13 protein-coding genes are annotated in these 15,591 nt (G+C 42.7%); all 13 read right to left on the bottom strand.

Features of this window, described 5'->3' with window-relative positions; translation table 11 throughout:
* Positions 1-109 precede the first annotated feature (109 nt).
* Positions 110-1,522 (bottom strand): O-antigen ligase family protein, encoded by a 1,413-nt coding sequence (locus PQO03_RS09510; protein WP_274149865.1) that lies wholly within the window; start codon positions 1,520-1,522, stop codon positions 110-112.
* Positions 1,523-2,004: 482 nt separating this feature from the next.
* Positions 2,005-3,579 carry a hypothetical protein gene (locus PQO03_RS09505; protein WP_274149862.1) on the bottom strand — a complete coding sequence of 525 codons (1,575 nt, stop codon included), beginning with the start codon at positions 3,577-3,579 and terminating at the stop codon, positions 2,005-2,007.
* Entirely contained in the window at positions 3,580-4,452 is an 873-nt protein-coding gene (locus tag PQO03_RS09500) for a hypothetical protein (protein WP_274149860.1), read from the bottom strand.
* A 5-nt stretch (positions 4,453-4,457) separates the two neighbouring features.
* Positions 4,458-4,901 (bottom strand): hypothetical protein, encoded by a 444-nt coding sequence (locus PQO03_RS09495; protein ID WP_274149858.1) that lies wholly within the window; start codon positions 4,899-4,901, stop codon positions 4,458-4,460.
* Positions 4,898-6,736 (bottom strand): ATP-binding cassette domain-containing protein, encoded by a 1,839-nt coding sequence (locus tag PQO03_RS09490; protein ID WP_274149856.1) that lies wholly within the window; start codon positions 6,734-6,736, stop codon positions 4,898-4,900. The genes PQO03_RS09495 and PQO03_RS09490 overlap by 4 nt, the downstream gene beginning before the upstream one ends.
* Complete coding sequence (locus PQO03_RS09485) at positions 6,729-8,627, bottom strand: heavy metal translocating P-type ATPase (RefSeq protein ID WP_274149855.1); 1,899 nt, start codon at positions 8,625-8,627, stop codon at positions 6,729-6,731. The genes PQO03_RS09490 and PQO03_RS09485 overlap by 8 nt, the downstream gene beginning before the upstream one ends.
* 2 nt (positions 8,628-8,629) lie before the next feature.
* On the bottom strand, positions 8,630-9,646 hold the full coding sequence (gene hflK, locus PQO03_RS09480) for a protease modulator HflK (RefSeq protein ID WP_274149852.1): 1,017 nt from the start codon (positions 9,644-9,646) through the stop codon (positions 8,630-8,632).
* 1 nt (position 9,647) lies between these two features.
* Positions 9,648-10,529: an SPFH domain-containing protein gene (locus tag PQO03_RS09475; protein ID WP_274149850.1), complete on the bottom strand. Its 882-nt coding sequence runs from the start codon at positions 10,527-10,529 to the stop codon at positions 9,648-9,650.
* Between the two features lie 4 nt (positions 10,530-10,533).
* Positions 10,534-12,387 carry an SPFH domain-containing protein gene (locus PQO03_RS09470; protein ID WP_274149848.1) on the bottom strand — a complete coding sequence of 618 codons (1,854 nt, stop codon included), beginning with the start codon at positions 12,385-12,387 and terminating at the stop codon, positions 10,534-10,536.
* Positions 12,387-13,337: a hypothetical protein gene (locus PQO03_RS09465; RefSeq protein WP_274149846.1), complete on the bottom strand. Its 951-nt coding sequence runs from the start codon at positions 13,335-13,337 to the stop codon at positions 12,387-12,389. The genes PQO03_RS09470 and PQO03_RS09465 overlap by 1 nt, the downstream gene beginning before the upstream one ends.
* 111 nt (positions 13,338-13,448) lie before the next feature.
* Positions 13,449-13,838 (bottom strand): type II toxin-antitoxin system VapC family toxin, encoded by a 390-nt coding sequence (locus tag PQO03_RS09460; RefSeq protein ID WP_274149844.1) that lies wholly within the window; start codon positions 13,836-13,838, stop codon positions 13,449-13,451.
* Positions 13,822-14,061: a type II toxin-antitoxin system Phd/YefM family antitoxin gene (locus tag PQO03_RS09455; RefSeq protein WP_274149842.1), complete on the bottom strand. Its 240-nt coding sequence runs from the start codon at positions 14,059-14,061 to the stop codon at positions 13,822-13,824. The genes PQO03_RS09460 and PQO03_RS09455 overlap by 17 nt, the downstream gene beginning before the upstream one ends.
* Positions 14,062-14,189: 128 nt before the next feature.
* Positions 14,190-15,590 carry a dihydrolipoyl dehydrogenase gene (gene lpdA / locus PQO03_RS09450; protein ID WP_274149840.1) on the bottom strand — a complete coding sequence of 467 codons (1,401 nt, stop codon included), beginning with the start codon at positions 15,588-15,590 and terminating at the stop codon, positions 14,190-14,192.
* Position 15,591 lies beyond the last annotated feature (1 nt).

Below are 15,591 nucleotides of genomic sequence, written 5' to 3'. Positions count from 1 at the left end.
TAGTGAAGATCAGTGTTGATTAGTGGTTCCATTTTTTTATTTAAAAGCACTAATTCACACTAAAGAGCGTGAGGACTCAGCAAAGCGATACCTAAACTGCAGGCGCAAGCTATTGCTTTAGAGAATCCAAATAGAATTTCTGCCACTTGGGATCTTTGGGGAGTTTGAGATAATAAATAAGTTGTTCATAAGTCTGTTGGATTCTTGACGAATCATTTGTATTGAGCGCCGCTAAATACTGTTTGTATAAAATTTGAGTGGGAGTTGAAAATTCATCACGGAATTGATATTTTTTCTCAAAGTATTTTAGAGCAGTGCTTTTAATCTCCTTTTCTTTATCGGGAAAGTGCTCTTGAGACAAAGAAATAAATACAGGATAGCGCGTTAAATCCCATGGGCGATCTTTGCAACTCGCTTCATAAGCAAGGAAAGCTTGTTTGAGTAAGTGAGTACGGCTAGCGGGGTCATGTTGTTGAAGGGCGAGATTTTCGAAAAGTTTGCCCTGCTGATGGAGACTAAGGTTGTAATAGGGATAGCTATTAATAATAGGTTCTAATTTATCCCAGGCATTTTCGAGTTGTCCCAAATGAATCTCCAAGCGAGCACAGTGGTAGGCATAGTTAATTTTTTCTGGAGCTAAGTGATGAGCCCTTTGTAAATGGTAGTGGGCTTGCTTAAGTTTATTTTGTTCGTTGGTATGAGAATACTCATCGGCTTGTTTAAAATGCCATGAGGCTCGACTCTGCTGTATTAAAGCAGGTGTTAATAAAGCTAAACTTAATAAGGCGCCAAGATGTTGCCAAAGCTTGAAGCCTGAATACGGATTTGTTGTACTTAGATAAGGAATTAAGGCCCTAGCCAAGAAGAAATAAAATAAGAGCAGGCTGGCACCTTGTTGCAGGCTTTTATCGAGTAAGCCAAGAGTAAATAAAAGGATACAAGTAGCCAAGTCTATGGAGAAGTCCTTATTCTTAAGGGATTTTTTTAGAAGAAAAATCAAGAGACCAAGGAAAAGGATCGTGAGTGGAATGCCGCCTTGGCTTGCCATGTGAAAGACTTCATTATGGGGGTGTTCGTAGATGGGCGCACTATGGAGACGAATATTGAGTTCGTCACTAGGGTAATCGCTGAATTTGGTAATGAACTGTCCTGGGCCATGGCCGAAGAAGGGGGCATCGGCAATCATGCTGGCGGTATCTTTCAGCAGGGGCAGGCGAATATCTTTGAGGCTGAGGCGATAGAATTTGTCTTGAAAAGTGAAAGCCAAAAAAGCTATAGAGACAAGACTGAGGACACAAAGATGAATGCGACGTTTTGGAAATCGGCACAGCATAAAATAAAATAGAGAAACCGCCACGGCAGGAATAAGAGCACGGGTCTGAGTTTTGTAGAGTACCGCCAAGCAAAGGATGAAAATAAGTAAGATACTTAGGCTGAGCAGGATTTTTTTATTTCGCGTGAACGGGTGTTTATCTTTGAAATGAATTCCGATATGATGAATTAAATAAATCGAGCAAGTCACAATGACGGCACTCAGCCAATTTTGATTGCCATGTATACCGACTTTTTGATTAAAAAAATAACAGACAAAAGCATTAATTACTAATAATAGACTTATAGGAATCCACAGCGGAAAATGAGGAGAGTTTTTAAAAGCACTAGCAAGAGCCACGGGACAAAGAAAATAGGAGAAAAGATGGGCCGAGGAAAGGAGATCGGAGCCATTAAGATAGGCGGACAGACTAATAAGAGAAAATGAGCTTGCTAGAAAATATTGAAAAGCTTTGTTTCTTGGTGGGTAAAAGCATAAATAAACAAAACTTAGAATGAACAAGGCAATCGAAGGGGAGCATTCAAAGGAATGAACTTTATCACCTAAGGAAGATCCGAAAGGAGAGATAAGTGCCAAAGGAAATTGTAAGAATACTAATAAGCTTGTAAAACATAGGAAAACTCGGCTGATTATTACTTGCTTACGGAGTTTACAAAGCGATGGAAAGCTCATTATTCAGCAGTGGGAAGAGCACAATCAGTAGAGACTTTGGGAGCTTTGATTGATTGACTCGTTTTGAATAGTAATTCTAAATTATTAAGCTTCTTTTTATTGCCTCCATAGAGATTTTTCTTTGCGGATTGGTCAAGCTCTCCAAATTTGGGCAGACGCTTAGAGGATTTACTGTATTGCTTTTGATAAATTCGATACATCATCATCGCTCGATTACGTGAACCCATCGACATTTCGTGGTTTAACGCTTCAGCAGCTTTGTAACTGGAGATAAGTAAAGATTCGATTAATGACTTAGTTTCTTTTACAGTACTTGATCTGAGCGTGTTAATCATTGAGCCTAAAATAAATTCTTCAAAGGTGGCGTCTTTTTGCCCGCTAGCGTATTTGTAGATTGAGAAAAGTTCCTTGGCAGCTTGAGTCTGATTCATATTATAGCAAATAATGGCGGCGCGCTCAATAAAATAATCGTGTGCTTTTTTATTGCGACGGCTAGAGTCGACGGCTAAAAGTTCATCATAGAAATGGTGGACGCTTGGGAGGGCTTGGACATGGGTGGTTCTAATGAATGAGTCAGTTGATTTATTATAAATGATTTTGCCTTCATAAAAATTATCTTGCATGAGTCCTAAGGTCATACGAGTGTAGTTTAGGCCTCCAGTTGTATAGTTTTCTAAATCTTTTTCTGCGCCCCAATAGAGAGCCGTTGCAATGTGGGACCTCCAGTCAAAGGGGCCATAAGTTTCATCGACTTGGATCATACGTTTTATATCAAAATTCAAATCTTGTTCAATGCGTAAACGTTTGTCGTGAAAGTAGAGATTGATAACTGCGGCTTGGACTGCAACGAGTTGATTTTCGCTGGGGAATTTACCACCAAAAAGGTAGCCAATATAATTGGAGTTGAGTTGTGGAGGGTTTTCTTTGAAATCATAGAGGTCAATACCATTGGATTTCGCCACTAACGCCAAGTCTTTTAGGTAAGGGCGTTGTTTTAACTCTTCAAGATTAGGAGCCGCTTTGCGAAGCCGTTGGAGTTCTGCGTAGTCGCCATCATCAAAGTAGCTTAGCATCAACTTGGTCCATTCATTCTTCATGAACATCGCTTCTTGGTCCGTTTGCTGAATTTTATCCTTAATGGTGCGCATTATCTCGTGGCGGATTTCAGCATTATCGGGATTATATTTGAGGCCTTCGTCACGCATGAGTTCTATACCGCGTAAAATCCATTGCCAGCGTTCATCAGGGCGGGTATAGGATGCGGCTACATTAAATGAAAGAGTAAAACCCTGGAAAGTCCAGATCGAAGGGTAACGTGGTTGAATCGCCGTGATCATGCGAGAGAGTTGGTAGGATTCCATGTATTCTTTTTTATCTTCTTTCTCCATCGCACGCCATAGCAAGCCAGAAGTGATGATGCCCTTTAGCGGGCCTAAGGCTATACTTGTGAACGCTAGTGATGGTGGCAGATCTTCATTGAGAATAACCATTTCTTGTTCGCTTTGCTTCTTCTGCAGAAAATTCTGATTAAAGAATAGAGCCCCAATGAACAAAAGTGTAAAAAGTTTTTTCATTTAGACCTCTAAGATAGAAAGTTCTTTTTTATTGAAGAGGTAGATGCCGAATAGGCTGATGATTAGAGCATAGATAATTGTAGCAGGTAACCAAGTTCCCCATAAAATATTATTTTCTATAAGACGGTGATAAGCGAGGTTTTCAATCACGGGGGGAGCTTGTAAACCTTTGGCAATCCATAGTAAAGTTTCAATTGTCTTTGAAGCAATAATCGTACTCGTTGGTGGTTCATACATGAAAAGCATGTCTTTGGCAATGTTTTCAAAGAAGGCGTTTGAGAGTGATATGAGAAAAAGTGAGAAGCTAGTGAAAGTGGCCGTTGCAAAAGTTAAGGCCGTTCCACAGGCCATGCCTAAGAGGATGAAAACGGCAAGGTGGATATTATGAGAAAAATAAGCTTTCATGATGTTGCTTTGGAAATTGGAACTAGCATATGAACAATGAATGCCATTGTTGCGCTGAATCTTAACTGTTCCTGAATGTAGATTACTGAGCTTGACGAAAAAGCGACCATCTGCGGGGATGGCAGAGCTGGGGATTTGGAGATAAGTTTTACGTGCTTGAGAGCTTTCGTCAGTTAAAGTATAGTTGGCAGGCGCATTGCTATCCGGGAGGATATCAATCTGGAAATCGGCTTTTTTACCGCCGAAAAAGGGCCGGAAATAGAAAATAAAAAATTCGCTATTGGGTCGTTCACCAAAATTAAACTCGTAGGTTTTTGAACCTTGACTTGGGGTATTTTGTTCCTCGCTAATGACTTTGAGGTGGATTGCATTCCAAATTTCAGGAGGCATACCGGCTTGCAGTTTACCGCCACGTTCACTCACCTTTTTGGTGATGAGATCATAGTCGCTGAGTAATTCGGGTTTCACTTCTTTTACAGGTGATTGAATACTTTTATAGAGGACTTGCTTTTCTTCGGGTGAAAAATCTTTTTGATAAAAGTAGCTTGCCCCCCAATGCTTATATAGAGAGTCAAAAGCAGAAAAAAAGCGATAATAAATAAGGCCATAGCTTGTCCTAGCCAGATGTTAATACGACTGAGGGGTAAGGAGCAGAGTTGATGGATATTGCGCGAATCAATTTGGCGGCGAATAGTGAAGCATGTGAGTGCGATGATCGCAATACTTAAAAAAGTATAAGTAATACTAAATGAGTAGAGAACTCTGACTTTTAATTCTTCCACTAAAACACCATTATGTTTAGTTGAAAAGAAGCTGAATAAAGCAATAGCAACTATCAATAAAGCGAGTCCTTTATTACTGCCTTTTCGAAGTAATAAGCGTAAACAGAGTTTGCAAACTGTAAGGGCTTTCTTCATGTGCGGTGAATATGCTTTTTGATTTTCTTCATTTTTATCGAGATTTGCTCATGTTCACTGAGGCCTAATTTGGGGACAGGGGGGAGGGAGCCTAGAGCTTTCGCTTCTGGGGTGTCTTCCGGCAATGTTGGATTTTGGTCAGCTTGTTGATTAAAGTTTTCAGTTGTCAGTTGGCAGTTGTCAGGAAATTTAGTTTGAGTTGAGTTAGAGAGAACAGGTTTCAGGTCAGAGGGGACAGTTTTCAGGTCAGAGTTTTCTGAATTTGAATTCGGTTCCGAATGGAATTCGGTACTCCCAGCTGTGGAGACTGAAGTAGGAGCGGACGGGACGTCCGCGGTCCCAGGATTTGACTCGTCAGTTGAGTTAGAGAGAACAGGTTTCAGGTCAGAGTTATCAGTTGGCAGTTGGCAGTTGGCAGAGGTGTCTTTCTCTGTGTTATTCTGTGAAATCTGTGGATTACTTTCTTTTGAATTGAGATCTGAGTTCGGTGCCGAATGGAATTCGGTGCTCCCAGCTGTGGAGACTGAAGTAGTAGCGGACGGGACGTCCGCGGTCCCAGGGTTTGACTCGTCAGTTGTGTTAGAGGGGACAGGTTTCAGGTCAGAGTTGGCAGAGTTTTCTGGCTCTGTGTTGTTCTGTGAAATCTGTGGATTACTTTCTTTTAAATTGAGATCTGAGTTCGGTGCCGAATGGAATTCGGTGCTCCCAGCTGTGGAGACAGAAGTTGGAGCGGACGGGACGTCCGCGGCCCCAGGGGTATCTAATTTTGAATTTTGAATGTTTAGTTTTGAATTATTCGGTTCAGAGTTTTTTTGCTCTGTGTTGCTCTGTGAAATCTGTGGATTAAGTTCTTTTGTAGCTCCTGATTCCTGAATCCTGTCGCCTGCTACTAGAGATTCTGATGATTGATCACTGTCATCTTTGAGGTAGTCAGCGACGCCAGAACCTGCGGAGGCGCCAGAAGTGGATTCGCCTTTTGCCGTGGAAGTGCGAACCAGATTGAGGAAATAATCTTCGAGGCTTTGATTCGGTGAAGTAATATTGATACTGGTACTGGGGAGTTCAGTTTTGAGTGAAGCCAAAGTTTTTTGTAATGTTGCCTTACTGACATTCGGGAACTCAAGGCGAGTTTTATCTTGGTCCTGTAAAAGTGATTTCGCTTTGCCACTTGCTTGGACTGAGCCACCAAAGAGCATCAGTAAATCATCGGCAACATCTTCGACGTCGGCAAGTAGATGACTCGTGAGTAGGATAGTTTTACCCCGTTGACCAAGGGTGAGGATAAGGTCTTTTACTTCACGACAGCCAACGGGATCGAGACCTGCAGTGGGTTCATCAAGAATAAGCAGCTCAGGATCATTGAGCAAAGCTTGAGCTAAACCCATGCGTCGCGTCATGCCATGAGAAAATTGTCCCACTTGACGGTGAATAGCATTTTTGAGTCCCACCATTTCGAGGAGCTGTTCTGTACGACTTTTGATTTGTTTTTTGTCAAGACCTAAGATCTCTCCAAAATAATGCAATGTTTCAGTGGCAGTTAAATTCTTGTAGAGGTAGGATCGCTCAGGTAAATAACCCATTTTTTGTTTGATTTTGACATCACGGGGATCTTTTCCTAAAACCTGTATGCGACCCGCTGTCGGATAGAGGTGGCCAAGAATGATTTTGAGGAGAGTCGATTTTCCTGCGCCATTGGGACCTAGAAGACCAAAAATACTGCCTTTGGGCACAGTAATATCAATATTCTGTATCGCTTTGACTTTGGGGCGACCCCAGAAATCTTTAAACGTCTTTTGTAGACCAGCACCTTTGATGACAAATTCTTCATTACTCATGGCTATCTCCGGATAAGTTTTCGCCTTGGCGAACGAGGCGAGCTGAATTCATGACCACGGCAAGTGAGCCAATGACCTGAAAAGCCGCGGCGATAACAGGCTGTAACATGCCCATGGCGGCAAGAATCATACCACCCAAAATTATAAAAATACCTAAAACAAGATTTTGTAAAACTACGGAGCGCATGGATCTAGAAAGTTGAACCAAAAAAGGCAAGCGATTGAGGTTGTCATTCATTAAGGCAATTGAAGCGGATTCGACGGCGATATCACTGCCCGCTGCTCCCATGGCAATGCCAATGTCCGCAGTAGCTAGTGCAGGGCCATCATTGACACCATCACCTACGAAAACAACGTGATAGCCTTTTTCTTTGAGAGCTTGTAGATGTTTAACTTTATCTTCAGGAGAGCATCCACCATTGCGACCATTGAGCGCGAGTTTTGAGCCTACCATGTCGACCACAGATTGGCGATCACCAGAGACAATGCCCAGATAGCGAATGCCACGGTTTTTTAAATCGTTTAAAGTGTCAGCAGAGTCAGAACGTAGGGAATCAGATAAACCAAGCCAGCCAGCAGGGATGCCATCAATACTGATGTAGAGTAAGCTCATGCTAAGGGCAATGTCATCGAGTGCGGCATCAAAGTATTCAGTATTAATACCATTGTCTTCCATCCACTTGAAATTACCTGCGAGGATTGTATGGCCATCCCAATCGGCACGAACACCTCGACCAGGTTCTTCGTGAAGGTTATCAGGGTGGACTCCTTCAAAGCCGGCATCTTCTGCGAAGCGTCTGACGGCACGAGCCACGGGGTGAGAACTTGCCGACTCCGCAATCGCAGCGGCTTTTATGAGTGAAATTTCATCACCATCTTGCAGGGGCGCGACCAGCTCAACTGCGAGGGTGCCAGAAGTGAGCGTACCCGTTTTATCAAACATGAAGGCATCGGCCCGAGCCATGGATTCGATGTGATTAATGTCTTTGATTAAAATACCTGAGCGCGCAGCGGCTGAAAGGGAGGCAACAATCGCGGTGGGAGTAGCGAGGATAAGGGCCACGGGGCAGGCAATAACCAGAGCTGCAGTCACACGCATGAGGGTATCATTTGCATGAGGATTGAAGTAGAGGATAAGAGCCGTGGCAGTTAAGATAATGGGAACATAGAAACGCACATATTCATCGATCATGCGCACGAAAGGCAGTTTAGTTTGTTCGGCATTCATAATCAAGTCGCGAACTTTACCGATAGTAGTGTCCTTACCGGCACGAGTAACGCGGATTTCGAGAAGTCCATTAAGATTGACAGTACCCGCAAAAACGGCATCGCCTTCTTGTTTATCAACGGGGAGAGATTCACCCGAGATATTGGCTTCGTTAATTGAGCTTTTTCCTTTCATGATGTCACCATCAGCAAGGATGTTTTCCCCTGGGGGGATGCGAATGATATCACCTTCAGTGAGATCAGTGGGTTCAACTTCAGTGACTTTGCCATCTTTATCCAGGCGCATGGCTTTGCCTGGGACGAGCTTGGCAAGCTTTTCTAGGGACGCTTTAACGCCTGAAGCGGTTTTGTTTTCAATAACGAGTGAAATGAGTAAGAAAAAAGCGATGGCGGCGGGGGTAGTGAAATCTTCTGAGCCGACGCAGCTTGCGAGCACCGCAATAATCGCGAGTTCATGCATTTTTCTTTCGCCAGCTCTGAAGTCTTTAAAGACAGTAGCAACCAAAGGGATGAGCATGATGATGGTTGCAATGAGCCCACTGAGAGAAGTGAGGAAGAGTTGATCGTCGATAAAGTAACGAAAGACTTGGGCATTGATGATGAAGAGTAGTCCTGCACCAGCCCAAATGAGGTAACGGTAAGATGAGTTTTCTTTAGTAGACATAATTATTTCTTGAGCTCCCCTTTCTTTTGGAGTGGACGACGAGGAAGTGAGAGACGCAGTTCGGTATTCTCGGGATCGGTAAAATAGACGGCTTCGAGGTCTGGGAGAATGTCGGCCATTTTTTCTCGTAAGAGTAATTCACGGGTCATTTGGGGTGCTTTGTCGTAAAGGCCTTTGAGTGAAAGAAAGGTTTTGAGTAAAGCGTCTGAGCGGGCTTTTAAGCTTGTGGTATCAATGTCGGCTCTAGAAATGATATTGGCGGATTCACTTTCAGCTTCATCGACCGTTTTACTGGCATAAGTTTCGGCTTCATTGATGAGTTTAGAAGCTTGGTTTGAAGCGAGGCTCAAGGCATTGGCTTCCTTTCTCATTTGTAGAGGGAAAGAGGTTTTTAGCTCGAGGGATAAAATCTCGATGCCCAATTGCATATCAGAGATTCTTTTATTAACTAGAGATTGAGTACTCTGGCGGAGTTCTTTTTGCTGACGAGCTTGTTTGATATTGCGAGCTGAAACGGTCTGTAACAGCGCGTTATCGAGGACTTGGTGAAGTAATATTTCGAGTTGCTCATTATCAAAGAGGTATTTTGGCAAATCCTGGATGGTATAGCGTAGGGTGGACTCACAATGAAGGATATTCATATCAGCTGTTAGTAGGTAGCCATCTTTGCCTGGGATAAGGGCTTTGTTTGGAGTTGTTTGAATGATTTTGTCAGCTTCGTTAATTTCAGGACTAAAAGTGTTGGATTTTATGCTGCGTGAACTCGAGGTCTTAATTTTGATCACCGAATCAAAAGGGTAGGGCCAAGCAAAAACAAAGCTTGAGTTATTATTGCTCGTGCTTTTTAATTTACCGAATTGCAAGACCAGTGCCTTTTCATTTTTGTCGATGCTTTCCACACCGCTAAAGATAAAGCCAATAACAAGTAAAAACATCGTGATGCGTATAAAGAAGAAGGTCGTCTTTAGGGCATCCTGTAGAGAGGAGAGTCCTCCCTTTTCTGGTGTTTCTTCAGGCATCTTATTTAGACTCTTGAAATTTCATCGGTTGAAGGACATCATAAATGGGCGTATCGGGACCAAGGAAGAGTGTGGTGTCGTAGCGTGAGACTTCACCGAGCGCATCGAGTTTTTTGAGAAAGAGGATGAAGTCGCTATATTCCAAGTGTTTTTCGTATTGTTCGGTAATACTCACTAAGCTCGTGCCTCGTTTTCTCCTTGCTTCGGCTTCTGCCCCTGCAAGGAGTTTTGCTTTTTTGGTGTCTGCTTGATCACGCATGACTTTGGCTTCAGATTCAGCTTTTGATAAAATAAGTGAGGCTTCTTTGGTGCGTTCTTCTTTCATGCGTGCCAAAATACTTTCTGAGTTTGTCGCAGGTACATTGAAGCTAGTGATTCCGACAAAATCAAAAGTGATACCGTAGTTTTTTTCAGTTTTGCCATTTAAGTTATTGAGTAATTCGGATTCAGTTACTTGCATGCCTTTGCTAGAAAATAGATCATTGCGATTCTTTGAGCGTAAAACACTCTCTTGATTTGTTTCGATTAAAGATTTGAGCGTGCCTTGAGCTTCAGTGAGGCTGCCTAATGAGTTACGGAAAATGATTGGATCGCTAATGCGCCAAGTAGCGGCGATTTGCGAGGATAGCAAGATGTCGTCACTTGTTGGGATATCTCGAGCTGAGCCAGTGAAGATTTGGCGCTTGGTATTGATGGTAGAGGATTTGGCAATGGGCCATGGGAATTTGAAATGAAGACCGGGCTTAGTCTCAAGTTCTTGTTTGCCCATAGAGGTTATGACCACGGCCTCACTTTGGCCGACGCTGTATGAGCACATGGCGACGAGCATCACTAGGCAGATGATAATAGATAAAATGAGAGGTGTTTTAGAGCTTTTGTTCATGAGCTTACTCCGTGATGTCGAGGATATTGGGTTGTGGTTTTTTTAAATCGAGGGTCGCAATTTTCTTTTGCTCTTTCGTAAAGACAATTTTACGTACTTTACTTAAGTGTTCTGTGAGCACTTCGATATACTCAAATTGAGTGTAGAGGGTTTTATATTTGCGAAAAGCAGCAAGGCGAATCTCAAAGATGTCACGATCTGCTTCGCTGAGGGCTTGGCTCATAAGGAATTTGGAGTTCGAAGTATTCTCAATAGCACTTTTTTCGCTCAGGGCGGAGAACTCAGAACTCAGTGCATAAGTTTTTGCCTGGTCGAGAATGAGGCGCGCTTTTTCTTTGGCATCGAGCTTTTGATTCCAGCTATCTGCAATGACCGGGTGAGGCTGAAAATTGAGGACTTCGACATTAATGATTTTAATGCCTAAAGAAGTATTATTTTCCTTCATGGTCTTTTGAATCGCGTTTGCGATGGAGCCTTCAAGTTCTTGACGAGAAAGTTGATAAAGCTCCGAGAAGCTATTGTGGAGCAATGTTTTGGTCAGGGCCCGTCGAGCAATGGATTTGACTTGTTTTTCGGGTTCTTCAAATTGAGCCCAATCAAGGATTTTGTCAGTGTCGATTTTGTAGTGAACTTGAGCGTTTAGTACAGCTAGGCCTGTGGTGTTAGAATTTTTGCCTGCTCCAGTTAAGAATACACTGGCTTGGTAATCTTCATTAGTCCATGATTTGTCGGCTAAAAATTCACGTTTACTTATTTCGCGATCCGTTCTGAGGTCAGGTCCCATAGTGAAGTTTAATTTATGAATTTTTGAGGTTTCAAATCTCTGTACAGATGACAGTGGGTAGGGAAGGCTGAAGCTCAGGCCTGATTGGCGAATTTCTGATTTTCCAGAGCCGCTAATGATAGCCGTATGACCTGGGGGAATATAAGTGATAGCTGAGAAAAGAATCAGTAGGATTAATTGCAGGCTCGCAAAAGGAAACAGAATTTTAAAGAGAAAGCCTTTGATGATTTCTTCGGAAATGCGGAAGCCAAATTGGTATTCCATGACATCGGAGAGGTTGCCAATGAAGCCACTTGGGCGACTAAAGATAGAGAGTAGGCGACTTTCGTAGACAGGAGATTCATCTTCATCAGATTCTCGCGGGCGGTACATATCGAGGATCCATAGCAGGAGTCTTTCGCAAGCCAGGACTAGGGTGATGCAGGCTAAGGCTTTATTAGCATGATCGATCCACTGTAGGTGATTGTAGTTGGCTAATAAGGAAGCAGAGCCTGCTATCAGTGAAGCAAAGGCTAAAAAGAGTAATCTACCAGAGGAGGGACGAATGAGGCTGGCTTTTTCGCCATAAGCTACGCCAGCAAGGTACTTTCCTGTGGCAAAAAAGATAAAAGCGAGGCCAAAGAGCAGAAAGCTATTCAGTAAGAAAGGGTTTGAGCCTTGCTCGGGAAGTTTGAGATTTTCGGGTACAGATAGATTGAAAAAATAAATAGCACCAGAAAATTCAATCGCGGAGATAAGGATGAGGAAAATAGGTATAATCAGCTTGCGAAATGAGACGAGATTTCTTTGTTGTGGCCCAATAAATTCCTTTTCTTCGCTATCTGTAAAGATATTATCTTCGGGCGGACGATCTTCTAAGTCTTGTTGCTCGATGGCGGCACGAGTACATGCACCAGCATGGAAATAAGAGAGTAGTGCAATCAAGGCACTGGCGAGTAAGGCGAGTCCCGCTTGGAGAACAGGGCCGTAGGAGTTTTCTGGCGATTTGCTTATGAGCAAGGCAAAAATACTGAGTAGGACAAAGCTGCCAATAGCTGTAAATAAAGCGAGTTTTTGTTGACGTTTATAGGTCATTAAGTGCTTCCGTTGATTTCACGTTTTTCAAAAATACTGATTGCTAGGCAAAGATAAAGTCCGCAGAGTAAGAGTGACTGAGATAAGCAGGAAAAAATATAGGTGCCCGTGACTTTTCCTTTGAGTGCTAAATGATCGAGAATCCAGTAGTTCTGCCAATTGGGGACGGTGCCAAGGCTTAGCGTTTTGAGTTTTTCGTAGGGGATGATGCTTTCTATTGCATAAGCACTGAAAAGGCCTAAGAAGAAAATAAGGACTCCTGAGAGTAGTACTACAGGGGTGTCGAAACGCACAGCGCTCGGAAGTAGGATCCCGGCGAATGCGAGGCTCGCAAAAAAGAGCAGGAGTAAAGCTTGTAGGCCGAGGAAGTCCATGTCTCCGCGGTAACCAAATACGATTCTAATGATTAGACCAAAGAGCATCACTGCGGGGATTGCTAGAGAAGTAAAAAATGGGAAGCTCTTGTTAAAAAAAGCTTGGCGAAAGGCGCCGATAGCAGGGCCCGCAATAACTGCAATGATGTATAAGGCCATACTTGAGTAAAGTAGGTCAGCAGGGTAGTGAACAATCTCACTTACCCAGATGTAAGCGGAGGTGAGAGATATGAAGAATAGGGATTGAGAAAAGAATAGTCCGCAGAGTTTGCCGAGTAAAAAAGTCCTTGGGGAGATCGGGCGACTCATCATAATGTCACCTGCACCGCGCTGGATATCATCAGTTACGGTTTTGATTGTAGAGAAGACAACGCCGAGGCAGCCAGCAATAAAAACAAAACTTAAGCATTGGTCACGCACGAAACGCACATGTGAGGCTTCGCTTAGGCTAGGGAGGCAAGCAAGGACAAGCATCGTCAGAAGCGAGCCAATTTGCAGAACCAAATAAAAGGGGTCTGAAGCGGCATTCTTTGCTGAGTTAAAAGTAACTGCTTTTATTTGCTTAAGATTGAGCATGAAAGAAAAATTAATCCCCACAGAGTTTGAGTTCGACTATTATACTTAAGTTTGTGCTAAGCTTCAATAGATAAAAGCTGATTGTTTAAGAAATCTTACTAAAAAAAAGGATTACCAAATTATTTCAAGTTTTTCATAGAGTTTGAATTTTTCGTCACAGGAGATGAGTTTCATTTTTTCTACATAAGCTGATGCAATAATGAGCCTATCGAAAGGGTCGCTATGATGAAGTTTTAGTTTTTGGTACTCAAGGATGTGTTGAAGTTCAATATCCAAGATTTTGATTTTGTTTTTTACTGCAGCAGAGACAAGCTCTTCAAGTGTTTTTGATAAACTGAGTTTGCCAATGTTTATTTTTATCGCCATTTCCCATAAACTGGCTTTGCTAATGTAGATTTCATTATTTAAATCTAAAAAAGATGTAACTGCAGCAGGGCTTAATTTATCTATTTGATTTGTTCCTAGCCATATAAAGGCATGTGTATCAAGAAGGATATTCATTTTGATCTTCTGCGACAAAGTAATCCTCCATTCCAGGTATGAGATCATCGAAGTTTTTCATGTCGATATCACAGTCAAAAAAGCCTAGCTTTCTGCTTGTTTTTAGCGGTGATAATTTTGCGATAGGTTCGCCCTTTCTAGCAATAATGATTTCTTCTCCTTGCTCACATAGTTTGAGTAGCTTCGAGAGTTGAGTTTTTGCTTCGTGTATGTTTACATTCATAGAGGATGACTTAGTTTATTTACTTAGCTAAGTATATAGCCTGTTTTAAGTTTTGGCAAATTTTTGACCTTTGCACAAAAAAAGCCTTCCATGACTGGAAGGCTTTTTTTTTAGCACTGAATAAGCGACTAGATGTGGATAGCTTTGCCTTGTGAGTCCATTGCACATTCCATGACAGCCTCAGAGAGGGTTGGGTGAGCGTGGACAGTGTGAGCAATTTCTTCCCATGTAGCTTCAAGCTTCATCGCTAAGCCGAGTTCAGCAATCATTTCGGTGGCATCATAGCCAACGATATGGGCACCGAGTAATTGATCTGAGCCAGCATCGAAAATAAGTTTAACCATGCCTTCGGGATGACCTACACCGTGAGCTTTACCTGATGCAGTGAAAGGAAAACGACCAATCTTGATAGTTTTGCCAGCTGCTTTGGCGGCTTTTTCAGTAAGACCAACGCCTGCAACTTGTGGTTGACAGTAAGTGCAACCAGGGATTTGACCGTAGTCAACGCCATGCTTTGCTTTGCCAGCAATATGATCCACAGCGACTTCGCCTTCAGCAGAAGCTTTGTGTGCGAGCATCTGACGGCCAGCGCAATCACCGATGGCATAAATATTTTCATTTGAAGTCTGTTGGAATTCGTTGACGAGAATGTTGCCACGTTCGTCAAGTTTGACGCCAGCACCTTCAAGGCCAATGCCATTGGTATTTGCAGACATGCCCACAGCGACTAAAACACGATCCACTTCAAGCTCAATTTCTTTGCCTTTAGCATTTTCGAGAATGGCTTTGATTTTGCCTTTCTTGATGAGTTCAAGAGATTTAGTTTTGGTCTTGAGATAAGAGTTGATGCCCTGCTTTTTGAACTCAGTCTCGAGAACTTTTGCACTATCGGCATCTTCTACTGGAAGCAATTGATCAGCCATCTCTACTAAGTGAACTTCAGTTCCGATAGCATTGAAGAAATACGAGAATTCAACGCCGATGGCACCTGCGCCAATGACGAGTAGTTTTTTAGGCTGCTTGGTGAGTTCTAGTGCTTGGCGATAAGTAATGATATTTTCGCCATCTACGGGAAAAATCGGAATTTTCACTGGTGAAGCACCAGTGGATACGATCACTTTATCCGTTTCGATGTTACGTGAGCCTTCGGCATCGGTGACTTGGACAAGGTTAGAAGCGATGATTTCTGCGGTGCCTTTAATGTGAGTGACTTTGTTTTTCTTGAAAAGAAATTCAATGCCACTTACCATTGTGCTAGAAACACCACGTGAGCGTTTAACAATAGCTTCTAGGCTTGCTTTTGCATTGGAACATGAGAGACCGAAATCTTCGGCATGCTTCATAGATTGGAGGACTTCTGCAGATTTTAAGAAAGCTTTAGTGGGGATACAACCCCAGTTAAGGCAAATTCCGCCAAGCTCTGCTTTGTCAATACAGGCAACTTTGAGTCCTGCTTGACCTGCTTTGATTGCAGCAACATAACCACCAGGGCCAGCGCCAATAATTACGACGTCAAATTTATCAGACATT

Source organism: Lentisphaera profundi, from assembly GCF_028728065.1.
Classification (GTDB): domain Bacteria; phylum Verrucomicrobiota; class Lentisphaeria; order Lentisphaerales; family Lentisphaeraceae; genus Lentisphaera; species Lentisphaera profundi.
This window is presented reverse-complemented; position numbering and strand designations above follow the sequence as displayed.